At 71.6% G+C, this 11,630-nt stretch carries 10 protein-coding genes and 1 pseudogene; all 11 read left to right on the forward strand.

Annotated elements, in window-relative coordinates:
* A pseudogene (gene infB / locus JNW91_RS25260) lies at positions 1–2,002 on the forward strand (translation initiation factor IF-2); the annotation flags it as partial.
* A gap of 90 nt (positions 2,003–2,092) precedes the next feature.
* The gene (locus JNW91_RS25265) at positions 2,093–2,389 is read left to right on the forward strand and encodes a DUF503 domain-containing protein (RefSeq protein WP_151488151.1); all 297 of its coding nucleotides are present in this window, start codon (positions 2,093–2,095) and stop codon (positions 2,387–2,389) included.
* A gap of 126 nt (positions 2,390–2,515) precedes the next feature.
* On the forward strand, positions 2,516–3,007 hold the full coding sequence (gene rbfA / locus JNW91_RS25270; protein ID WP_203177885.1) for a 30S ribosome-binding factor RbfA: 492 nt from the start codon (positions 2,516–2,518) through the stop codon (positions 3,005–3,007).
* Positions 3,004–4,062 (forward strand): DHH family phosphoesterase, encoded by a 1,059-nt coding sequence (locus JNW91_RS25275; RefSeq protein WP_203177886.1) that lies wholly within the window; start codon positions 3,004–3,006, stop codon positions 4,060–4,062. The genes rbfA and JNW91_RS25275 overlap by 4 nt, the downstream gene beginning before the upstream one ends.
* Before the next feature lie 102 nt (positions 4,063–4,164).
* Complete coding sequence (locus JNW91_RS25280) at positions 4,165–4,572, forward strand: hypothetical protein (RefSeq protein WP_203177887.1); 408 nt, start codon at positions 4,165–4,167, stop codon at positions 4,570–4,572.
* Positions 4,572–4,781, forward strand: a complete 210-nt coding sequence (locus JNW91_RS25285; protein WP_199723267.1) for a DUF6186 family protein — start codon at positions 4,572–4,574, stop codon at positions 4,779–4,781. The genes JNW91_RS25280 and JNW91_RS25285 overlap by 1 nt, the downstream gene beginning before the upstream one ends.
* A 660-nt stretch (positions 4,782–5,441) precedes the next feature.
* Positions 5,442–6,767, forward strand: a complete 1,326-nt coding sequence (locus JNW91_RS25295; protein ID WP_203177888.1) for an MATE family efflux transporter — start codon at positions 5,442–5,444, stop codon at positions 6,765–6,767.
* A 31-nt stretch (positions 6,768–6,798) separates the two neighbouring features.
* Positions 6,799–7,683 carry a tRNA pseudouridine(55) synthase TruB gene (gene truB, locus JNW91_RS25300; RefSeq protein WP_203177889.1) on the forward strand — a complete coding sequence of 295 codons (885 nt, stop codon included), beginning with the start codon at positions 6,799–6,801 and terminating at the stop codon, positions 7,681–7,683.
* Positions 7,684–7,760: 77 nt separating this feature from the next.
* The gene (locus JNW91_RS25305; protein WP_203177890.1) at positions 7,761–8,690 is read left to right on the forward strand and encodes a bifunctional riboflavin kinase/FAD synthetase; all 930 of its coding nucleotides are present in this window, start codon (positions 7,761–7,763) and stop codon (positions 8,688–8,690) included.
* A 201-nt stretch (positions 8,691–8,891) separates the two neighbouring features.
* Entirely contained in the window at positions 8,892–9,161 is a 270-nt protein-coding gene (gene rpsO, locus JNW91_RS25310) for a 30S ribosomal protein S15 (RefSeq protein ID WP_030337594.1), read from the forward strand.
* A 224-nt stretch (positions 9,162–9,385) separates the two neighbouring features.
* Positions 9,386–11,630: polyribonucleotide nucleotidyltransferase (locus tag JNW91_RS25315; RefSeq protein ID WP_203177891.1), on the forward strand; the 2,245-nt coding region annotated here is incomplete at its 3' end.

Here is an 11,630-nt window from a genome sequence, read left to right on the forward strand (position 1 = left end):
GGCGGCGGTTTCCGTCCGGGTGCCCAGGCTGGCGGCGGCGGTCGTCCGGGTGCCGGTGGTCGTGGCCGTGGCGGCGGCGCGCGGTGCCTTCGGGCGTCCGGGTGGCCGGCCGACGCGCGGTCGCAAGTCCAAGAAGCAGCGCAGACAGGAGTTCGACAACCTGTCGGCTCCGACCATGAGCTCGGGTGCTCCCCGGGGTCAGGGTCAGGTCGTCCGGCTCTCCCGTGGCGCCTCTCTGTCGGACTTCGCCGACAAGATCAACGCCAACCCGGGTTCGCTGGTCCAGGAGATGTTCAACCTGGGCGAGATGGTCACCGCGACCCAGTCCTGTTCTGACGACACCCTGCAGCTGCTGGGTGAGCACCTGGGCTTCGACATCCAGATCGTCAGCCCGGAGGACGAGGACCGCGAGCTGCTCGCGCAGTTCAACATCGACCTCGACGCGGAGGTGGCCGAGGAGCGTCTGGTCAGTCGTGCGCCGGTCGTGACCGTCATGGGTCACGTCGACCACGGTAAGACCAAGCTGCTCGACGCGATCCGTAAGGCGAACGTCGTGGCCGGTGAGGCGGGTGGCATCACCCAGCACATCGGTGCGTACCAGGTGCACGTTCCGCACGAGGGTGTGGACCGCGCGGTGACCTTCATCGACACCCCGGGTCACGAGGCGTTCACCGCCATGCGTGCTCGTGGTGCCCAGGTGACGGACATCGTGATCCTGGTGGTCGCGGCCGACGACGGCGTGATGCCGCAGACCATCGAGGCGTTGAACCACGCCAAGGCGGCCGACGTGCCGATCGTGGTCGCGGTCAACAAGGTCGACAAGCCGGAGGCCAACCCGGACAAGGTCCGCCAGCAGCTGACCGAGTACGGCCTGGTCGCCGAGGAGTACGGCGGCGAGACCATGTTCGTCAACGTGGCCGCGAAGCCGGGCATCGGCATCGAGGAGCTGCTCGAGGCTGTCCTGCTGACCGCCGACGCGTCGCTGGAGCTGACCGCTCCGATCGACGGGCCGGCGCAGGGTGTGGCCATCGAGGCGCACCTGGACAAGGGCCGCGGTGCGGTGGCGACGGTGCTGGTGCAGAAGGGCACCCTGCGGGCCGGCGACTCGATCGTCGCCGGTGGGGCGCACGGCCGGGTCCGGGCCATGCTCGACGAGAACGGCAACCAGGTCTCCGAGGCCGGGCCGGCGCGTCCGGTCATGGTCCTGGGTCTGACCGCGCCGCCCGGCGCGGGTGACACGTTCCTCGCCGCGGCGGACGACCGGACGGTGCGGCAGATCGCCGAGCAGCGCCAGGCGCGGCGACGGGCGGCGGCATTCGCCAACTCCCGTGGTCGGGCCACCCTCGAGACGCTCATGGAGCAGCTCAAGGAGGGCGAGAAGACGTCGCTCAACCTCATCCTCAAGGGCGATGTCTCCGGTTCGGTGGAGGCCCTGGAGGACGCGCTGTTCAACCTGGACATCCCCGAGGAGGTCCAGCTCAAGGTCCTCGACCGGGGCGTCGGCGCGATCACCGAGAGCAACGTCATGCTCGCGAGCGCCTCGTCCGAGCCGGTCACGATCATCGGCTTCAACGTGCGGGCCTCGAACAAGGTCCGTGAGATGGCCGACCGCGAGGGCGTGGAGATCCGGTACTACACCGTCATCTACCAGGCCATCGAGGAGATCGAGGCGGCGCTCAAGGGCCTGCTCAAGCCGGAGTACGAGGAGGTCGAGCTGGGCAGCGCGGAGATCCGCGACGTCTTCCGCTCGTCCAAGATCGGCAACATCTCCGGTTGTATCGTCCGGTCGGGCATCATCCGGCGCAACGCGAAGGCGCGCCTGCTTCGGGACGGGACGGTCGTGGCGGACAACCTCACGATCACCTCGCTCAAGCGTTTCAAGGACGACGCCACGGAGGTCCGCGAGGGCTTCGAGTGTGGTCTGACCCTGGGTGGTTACAACAACGTCCAGGTCGGCGACATCATCGAGACCTTCGAGATGCGGGAGAAGGCTCGCGCCTGATCCGGCGGTGACACGCTGATCAAGGGGTTTACGCCGCTGGGCGTAAACCCCTTGATCATGCGGGGCGGGGTGGCGGTATCGTCCGGGGCGATGTTCACCGGAACCGCGGTCTTCGACCTGCTGCTGCCGGGCGACTCCCGGTCGCTCAAAGCCAAGAGATCATATGTACGGCCGATCGTGGCGGCGTTGCGCCGTTTCGAGGTCTCGGCCGCCGAGGTGGGTGCGCTCGACCTGCATGGTCGGGCGCAGATAGCGGTGGCCGTGGTGGCCGCCGAGGCGGCGCATGTCCGCGAGGTGCTCGACTCGTGCGAGCGTCTGGTGGCGGCTCGCCCCGAGGTCGAGTTGTTGTCGGTGCGGCGCCGGCTGTACGGCGTGGACGACGACTGACCAGCGTGCCGGCCGGGCCGGGCGACCGGGTCCGGCGGCGAAGGTAATGTTCGAGTTGTTGGCCTGTCGGCCGGCGGCCTCCTGGTCGCCGGCCGGCCGGGAGCGGGACGCCGTGGAGGTGGCGAGATGTCTGATCCGGCCAAGGTACGCCGGCACGCGGAACGGGTGCGTGAGCTGGTCGCGTCGGTGGTGCGGAGCCAGATCAAGGACCCGCGGCTCGGCATGATCACCATCACCGACGCCCGGATCACCGCGGATCTGCGCGACGCGACGGTCTTCTACACCGTGCTCGGTGACGCGGTGGCCCAGGCGGACACCGCGGCAGCCCTGGAGAGCGCCAAGGGGCTGCTGCGCAGCACCGTCGGCAAGGCTCTCGGGCTCCGGCACTCGCCGACGCTGACGTTCGTCCTGGACGACGTGCAGGACCAGGTCAAGCACATCGACGATCTGCTGGCCGCGGCCCGCAACGCCGACGCCGAGGTGCAGCGGCTCGCCGCCCGGGCGGAGTACGCGGGCGAGGCGCAGCCGTACCGGGTCGAGGACGAGGACGACGAGACGGACGAGGCCGACGAGGCCGCCGACGTCAAGGAGACCCCACGGGGTGGGGAAGCGCGGTGACCGGCACCGCCGGCGCGCAGCTCGCCCCGACGGCGGGCGCGGGCCCGGTCGAGGCGGACTGGGCCGCGGCCGAGGCTCTGATCCGCGCTCTCCCGCCAACCGCGCGGGTGCTGTTGATCTGCCACGTGAACCCGGACGGTGACGCCCTGGGCAGCATGCTCGGCTTCGGCCTGGGGCTGCTGCGGTTCGGTGTGGGCAGGTTGCAGGCGACCTTCCCCGGGCCGCCGGAGGTGCCCGAGCCGTTCCGTGGGCTGCCCGGACTGGAGCTGCTGGTGCCGGCGAGCGACGCGGACCCGGCACCGGACCTGGTGATCTGCTTCGACGCGGCGAGCGAGTCGCGTCTCGGTGAGTTGGCCGGGCGGCTGACGAGCGCTGGTGCGGCGTTGGTGCTCGACCACCACGCCTCCAACGCCGGCTTCGGCACCGTCAATCTGGTCGACCCGGCCGCCGCGGCGACGTCGGTGGTGGCCGAGCAGCTGCTGACCCGGCTCGGCGTACCGCTGGACCGGGCCGTCGCCGAGTGCCTGTACGTGGCGCTGACCACGGACACCGGTTCGTTCCGGTTCGAGGCGACCACTCCGGCCGTGCACCACCTGGCTGCCCGGCTGCTGGCCACCGGCATCTCGCCCGGTGACATATCCCGCCGGGTCTTCGACACCCGTCCCTTCGGCGCGGTACGCCTCTTCGGTGAGGTGCTCGGCCGGGCTCGGCTGGAGCCGTCCGCCGCGGACGGCCGGGGGTTGGTGTGGACCTTCGCCACGCTCGACGACCTGACCCGCCACGACCAGCGGTCGTACGTGTTGGAGGCGCTGATCGACTCGGTGCGGTGCACCGCCGAAGCGGACGTGAGCTGCGTGCTGAAGCAGGTGAGGCCCGACGAGTGGGCGGTGTCGATGCGCAGCAAGGGCGCGGTGGACGTCAGCCGGGTCGCGGTCGCGCTGGGTGGCGGTGGCCACCGGTTCGCGGCCGGGTTCACCGGGCGGGGGGCCGCCGAGCAGGTGATCGGGTCGATCCGTGGTCAGTTGGACGCCGCGATGATCCGCTCCGACGCCTGAGGCTGGCGTTCGCCACCGTCGATCCGTCGGTGGGGAAGATCAGGGTCAGCTCCGGGGAGTGTCGGTCTTCCCGCGCTCCGTGATAACGGGAAGAATTGCGGGATGGAGCAGCCGCACGACCTCACCGTGGAGGCCCCCCGCGCCTGGGATCGGCCCGCCGTCTCCGTCCCCGTCCTCGTCTGCCTCTCGCTCGTCGGTGGCCGGTTCGCGTCGTTCTCCACCGAGGCGAATCTGTACACCCTCGGCACCGGTGGTGTGCTGATCTGGCTCGGTCTGAGCAACCGGGTGCCCCGCCGGCCGGCACCGCGCCGGTTGGGCGCGGGCGCGGCCTGGTGGGCGCTGCCGGTTGTGGTCTTCGGGGTCTTCGAGGGCGTCACCTTCGTCATGGCGGTCGGCGACGACTTTCCCACCTTCTCCCGGTTGGCCGATCCTCTCCTGGAAGATCATCTGACCCGGTCGGCGGTGTGGTTCGCCTGGCTGGCCGCGTTCTGGGGGCTGGTGCGGCGATGATGCGGGCGCTCGCGATCGGCGGTTTCCTCACCGCGCTGGCCCTGTTCGGGGTGGTCGAGTGGTTGGCCCGGCGGGAGGGCTCCCGCATCCCGACTCTGGGCGAGGTCTGCGCGTACGTGATGCGCTACGAGGTCGGCCCGGTGCCGGTGGGCCGGATCGGTCTGTTCGGGTTCTGGTGGTGGCTGGGCTGGCACTTTCTGGCCCGCTGAGCCGGGATGCCAGCTGTCCAAATGGCGGGAACCAGCAGCAGCATGTGGACCTGAACGATAACTTGGGAGGCGGCCGGCACCGTGTTGCGGTGCAGGTCGTGGGCTGTGGCGCCACACCTCGCGCCGCCTCCCTCCAGGGTCGGACCGACCCGGGCTCACGCTGCCCAGTCGGCTGCTCCGGTAACCCCGGACCGCCGTGGGGCGCTCAGCACGACCGCCCGTGAGGGCCGCCGCGTGCCGGTGGCTCGCACCCTGGAAGGAGCGCCACCATGCCGAACAACCCCAAGCCGGAGACCACCGACGACGCCCGCGAGCAGGCCCGCCGCGCGCTACAGACGTCGATGGACACCCGTCAGTGATCTGAGCCGTCCGGCGGTGATCCCTCGGGTCGGCGCGGCCGGAGGAGACGGACCCTTCACGGCATGCCTTTGGAGCTGAATCGTCTGCGACATCGCGACGCGATTCGTCTACGACATCAGCTCCAAAGCCTCTGACCGAAGGCACTCGCCCCCGGCCGGCCCGACCGCCGACCGCCGACCGTCCGACCGGTCGACGGCAGGCGCTGCTCGGGGCCGCGACGAGCCCCAGCGTCACCCACCGATCGAGTAAGCCACCACCGGGATTGCGATCCTTACCGCGCCCGTGCCAGGATCGGCGGCGATGAGTCAGACCGTCGCCGCAACCCACCGATCCGCCTCGCCTCGGCGGATCGCCAGCCTCGCCCTGCCGGCCCTCGTGGTGCTCGCCGCCGAGCCGCTCTACGTGCTCGTCGACACGGCCGTGGTCGGTCACCTCGGCCGGGTGCCGCTCGCCGCGCTCGCCGTCGCCGGCACGGTGATGACGCTCACCGCCTGGGTCGGCACGGTGGTCGCGTACGGGACCACCGGGCGTTCGGCCCGTCGTTTCGGCGCCGGCGACCGGGCGGCGGCGGTCGCCGAGGGCGTCCAGTCGTCCTGGTTGGCGTTCGGTGTCGGACTGCTGATCGCGGTCGGCATGCAGTTCGGCGGCGGCGCGTTGGCACGTACCCTCGCTGGCGGTGGTGGCGACGTGGCCGACGCCGCCGCACAGTGGCTGCGGATCGCGGCCCTCGGCGCCCCCGGCCTGCTGCTCGCCGCCGCCGGCAACGGCTGGCTGCGCGGCGTGCAGGACACCCGCCGCCCACTGGTCTTCGTGCTCGCCCCCAACCTGCTCTCCGCGCTGCTCTGCCCGCTGCTGGTCTACCCCGGCGGGCTGGGCCTGGTCGGGTCGGCGGTGGCCAACGTGGTCGCCCAGACGATCGCCGGTGGGCTCTTCGCCGCGGCGCTGGTCGCCGAACGGGTGTCGCTGCGACCCCAACCCCGGGTGATCCGCCAGCAACTGGTGCTCAGCCGGGACCTGCTGATCCGGGGCCTGGCGTTCCAGGCCAGTTTCCTGTCCGCGACCGCGGTCGCGGCCCGCTTCGGCGCCGCCGCCGTCGGCGCCCACCAGATCGCCCTGCAACTCTGGTTCTTCACGGCGCTGGTGCTCGACGCCCTCGCCATCGCCGCGCAGTCCCTGGTCGGTGCCGCGCTCGGGGCCGGCCACGCGGCGGAGGCACGGGCGCTGGCCCGGCGGATCGGTCTGCTCGGCGGCGTCTGCGGCATCGCCTTCGCGCTGCTCATCGCCGCCGGCGCCGGCGTCGTTCCGTCGTGGTTCAGCTCCGACCCCCAGGTACGCGAGCAGGCCATGCTCGCCTGGCCGTGGTTCGTCGCCATGCAGCCGTTGGCCGGGGTGGTGTTCGCACTCGACGGCGTGCTGATCGGCGCCGGCGACGTGCGCTACCTGCGCAACCTCACCATCGTGGCGGCGCTCGGTGGCTTCCTGCCGGCCATCTGGCTGGCGTACGGCCTCGGCCTCGGGTTGGGCGGCATCTGGGCCGGGCTCACCCTGTTCGTGGTGATCCGCCTCGTCGCGTTGCTGCTGCGCCTGCGCACCGGCGGCTGGGCGGTGGTCGGGGCCGTCCGCTGACTGGCGCTCGCGTCTGGCAGGCTTGGACGACGTGAGCACCGATGGTCTGATCGTGGTCGACAAACCCGGCGGCATGACGTCGCACGACGTGGTGGCGCGGATCCGCCGGCTGGCGAAGACCCGGCGGGTCGGGCACGGTGGCACCCTCGACCCGATGGCCACCGGGGTGCTGGTGATCGGAGTGGGCCGGGCCACCCGGCTGCTGACCTACGTGATCGGCGCGGGCAAGAGTTACACCGGCACCATCCGGCTCGGTCAGGCCACCGTCACCGACGACGCCGAGGGCGACGTGATCGCCACCACCCCGGCCGGTCTGGTGACCGACGACGCGATCCGGTCGGCGCTGGCCGCGTTGACCGGGGAGGTCGACCAGGTGCCGAGCGCCGTCAGCGCCATCAAGATCGACGGGCAGCGGGCGTACAAGCGGGTCCGCGACGGGGAGAGCGTCGAGCTGCCGGCGCGGCGGGTCACCATCTCCCGGCTGGAGGTGCTGGCCATCCGCCGCGACGAGCCGGACGTGGTGGACGTGGACGTCGACGTGACCTGCTCCTCCGGCACGTACATCAGGGCAATCGCCCGGGACGCGGGCCTGGCGCTGGGGGTCGGTGGGCACCTGACCGCGCTGCGTCGGACCGCGGTCGGCGGCTTCACCCTGGACGAGGCGGCCACCCTCGACGAGCTGGAGCAGCGCGCCCCCGCGGTGGTTAACCTCCCGCTGGACGCGGCGGCCGATCGGTTCTTCCCGCGCCGCGACGCCACGCCCGACGAGGCGCGGGTGCTCGCCCACGGCGGTCCACTGGACCCGACCGGCCGCACCGGGCCGTACGCCGTCTTCGGACCGGCCGGTGGCCTGATCGCTATCGTCAGCGAGCGGGACGGGCGGGCGCGCGCGGAGATCGTGCTCGCCCCGGCCTGACGGCGGGGCGCAGGTCCGCCGGCCCGCGGCCGGCGGTGTCGACCCGCCGGCCGGCGGGACAGCAGGGGAGGAACGGCATGCAGCGGTGGCGGGGGTACGACGCGGCGCCCGGAGGGTGGGGACGCTCCGTCGTCACCATCGGCGTCTTCGACGGCGTGCACAAGGGGCACCAGGCGACCATCGGTCACGCCGTGGCCCGCGCCCGGGAACTGGGCGTGCAGTCGGTGGTGGTGACCTTCGACCCGCACCCGGCCGAGGTGGTCCGCCCCGGTTCGCACCCGGCGGTGCTCACCGAGCCGGCCCGCAAGGCGGAGCTGATCGAGGCGCTCGGCGTGGATGTGCTCTGCGTGGTGCCGTTCACCCCGGAGTTCTCCCGGTTGCCGGCCGAGCAGTTCGTGCACGACGTCCTGGTCGAGCACCTGCACGCCGCGTTGGTGGTGGTCGGCGGCAACTTCCGCTTCGGGCACCGGGCCGCCGGCGACGTGGCGCTGTTGGAGCGGCTGGGTCGGACCTTCGGTTTCGGGGTGGAGGGTGGCCCGCTGGTCGCCGAGGACGGCACCGTCTTCTCCTCCACCTACATCCGCTCCTGCGTCGACGCGGGCGACGTGGGCGCGGCCGCCGCCGCGCTGGGCCGCCCGCACCGGTTGGAGGGGGTGGTGGTCCGCGGCGACCAGCGCGGTCGGGAGCTGGGCTTTCCCACCGCCAACCTGCTCTGCCACCGGTACGCGGCGGTGCCCGCCGACGGGGTGTACGCGGCCCGGCTGATCCGCCGCGGGCAGCACGAGCCGCTGATGGCGGCCGTGTCGGTGGGCACCAACCCGACCTTCTCCGGCCGGGAGCGCCGGGTGGAGGCGTACGCGCTGGACTTCACCGGTGACCTCTACGGCGAGCGGCTGGCCCTGGACTTCGTGGCGCACCTGCGCGGTCAGATCCGGTACGACTCAATCGAGCCGTTGATCGCCCAGATGGACCAGGACGTCGAGCGCACCCGGCGCGCTCTGGCCTGATCGTCACCCGGGCGACGCGGCCCCCGCCCAGGCCCTTCGCCGGGTGTTACCGGCGGGTGCTGGTAGTCTTGCCGGGACGTCGGGTGACCGGCGTGGGGCCTCGCGTGCCTGCTCGACGCCGCGGGTGCGAGGTACCGGTCCGTTCCCGGTCCACCGGGACGACGGACACCCACTTGATCAACCCATCGAAACAGGGAGAACATGGCGCTCGATCAGGAAGCCAAGGCCAGCATCCGCGCGGAGTACGCGACCGCCGAGGGCGACACCGGTTCGCCGGAGGTCCAGGTCGCGGTCCTCACCAAGCGGATCGCCGAGCTGACCGAGCACCTGAAGGTGCACAAGCACGACCACCACAGCCGCCGTGGGCTGCTGCTGCTGGTCGGCCGGCGCCGTCGGTTGCTCAACTACGTCCAGAAGAAGGACATTGCCCGCTACCGGTCGCTCATCGAGCGGCTCGGTCTGCGCCGGTGACGTGACGGGGGAGTGGCCGGACGGCCGCTCCCCCGTACCGCGTCCCACCTGAGGAAACACGGGCCGCGCGACCACCCGAGAGGGAGCCGGTCAGCGTACCGGTCTCCGGTAGTGGCCCCCGGGAACCCCGGCATCATGCCGGCCCCCGGGCGCTTCGATCGAAGACCGGCCGGCTGAGCAGCTCCCCGATGTCGTGGCCACGACGCGAAGGAGCACGACAGCACATGACCGAGACCAAACTCGGCACCGAATCCCGCACCGCCGTGATCGACAACGGGTCCTTCGGCACCCGCGAGATCACCTTCTCCACCGGTCGGCTGGCTCGCCAGGCCGCCGGTTCCGTCATCGCCCAGTTGGGCGAGACGGTCGTTCTCTCCGCCACGACGGCCGGTAAGCACCCGAAGGAGCAGTTCGACTTCTTCCCGCTGACCGTCGACGTCGAGGAGCGGATGTACGCCGCGGGCCGCATCCCCGGCTCGTTCTTCCGCCGTGAGGGTCGGCCCAGCGAGGACGCGATCCTCACCTGCCGGCTGATCGACCGGCCGCTGCGCCCGTCCTTCGTCAAGGGCCTGCGCAACGAGGTCCAGGTCGTCGAGACCATCCTCGCGCTCGACCCGCAGCACCCGTACGACGTCGTGGCGATCAACGCCGCCTCGATGTCGACCAAGCTCTCCGGCCTGCCGTTCTCCGGCCCGATCGGTGCGACCCGCGTCGCCCACATCGACGGCCAGTGGGTCGCCTTCCCGACCCTGGAGGAGCTGGCCCGGGCCACGTTCGACATGGTCGTGGCCGGCCGCACGCTCGAGGACGGCGACGTCGCGATCATGATGGTCGAGGCCGAGGCCACGCCGAACGCCGTCGCCCTGATCTCGGCCGGTGCCACCGCCCCGACCGAGGAGATCGTGGCCAGCGGCCTGGAGGCCGCCAAGCCGGCGATCCGTGAGCTGTGCCGCGCGCAGAGCGAGCTGGCCGAGGTCGCCGCCAAGCCGGTCACCGAGTTCCCGGTCTTTTTGGACTACCAGGACGACGTGTACGACGCCGTCGCCGAGCTGGCCCGCACCGAGGTCGCCGAGGCGATCACGATCGCCGGCAAGGCCGACCGCGAGGAGGCCCTGGACCGGGTCAAGGCTCGCGTCGCCGAGGAGCTGGGCGCTCGGTTCGAGGGTCGGGAGAAGGAGCTCAGCGCCGCCTTCCGGTCGCTCACCAAGTCCGAGGTGCGCAACCGCGTCCTGCGCGAGCAGGTACGCATGGACGGGCGTGGCCCGCGTGACATCCGGGCGCTGACCGCCGAGGTCGGCGTGCTGCCCCGGGTGCACGGTTCGGCGCTGTTCGAGCGGGGCGAGACCCAGATCCTGGGCGTCACCACGCTGAACATGCTCCGGATGGAGCAGATGGTGGACACGCTGTCCCCGGAGAACCGCAAGCGCTACATGCACAACTACAACTTCCCGCCGTACTCGACCGGTGAGACCGGCCGGGTCGGCTCGCCGAAGCGGCGCGAGATCGGTCACGGCGCGCTCGCCGAGCGGGCGCTGATCCCGGTGCTGCCGTCGCGCGAGGAGTTCCCGTACGCCATCCGGCAGGTGTCCGAGGCCCTCGGCTCCAACGGCTCCACCTCGATGGGTTCGGTCTGCGCGTCGACGCTGGGTCTGCTCTCCGCGGGTGTCCCGCTGAAGGCGCCGGTCGCCGGCATCGCGATGGGGCTCATCTCCGACGAGGTGGACGGCAAGACCCAGTACGTGACGCTGACCGACATCCTCGGTGCCGAGGACGCGTTCGGTGACATGGACTTCAAGGTCGCCGGTACTCCGGACTTCGTCACCGCGCTCCAGCTCGACACCAAGCTCAACGGCATCCCGTCCGACGTGCTGGCCGCCGCGCTTCAGCAGGCGAACGAGGCCCGGCAGGTCATCCTCGGGGTCATGCGGGCGGCGATCGAGGCTCCGGCCGAGATGTCGGACTACGCGCCGCGGGTGACCACCGTCAAGATCCCGGTGGACAAGATCGGCATGGTGATCGGCCCGAAGGGTCAGACCATCAACGCGATCCAGGACGAGACCGGCGCCGAGATCTCCATCGAGGACGACGGCACGATCTACGTCGGCGCCACCAACGGCCCGTCGGCCCAGGCGGCCGTCGACCGGATCAACGGCATCGCCAACCCGACCCTGCCCAAGCAGGGCGAGCGGTTCCTCGGCACGGTGGTCAAGACCGCCGCGTTCGGTGCGTTCATCTCGCTGCTGCCGGGGCGCGACGGCCTGCTGCACATCTCCAAGGTGGGCGACGGCAAGCGGGTCGAGCGCGTTGAGGACTTCCTCAACGTCGGTGACCGGGTCGAGGTCGAGATCGCCGACATCGACGCCCGCGGCAAGATCTACCTGGACAAGGTCCGTCCGGAGGGCGCCGAGGCGCCGGCTGCCGGCGAGGCCGCCGGTGGCGACCGGCCGGCCGGCCGGGACCGGGGCGACC

The sequence above is a fragment of the Micromonospora parastrephiae genome, assembly GCF_016802865.1.
Classification (GTDB): Bacteria; Actinomycetota; Actinomycetes; order Mycobacteriales; family Micromonosporaceae; genus Micromonospora; species Micromonospora parastrephiae.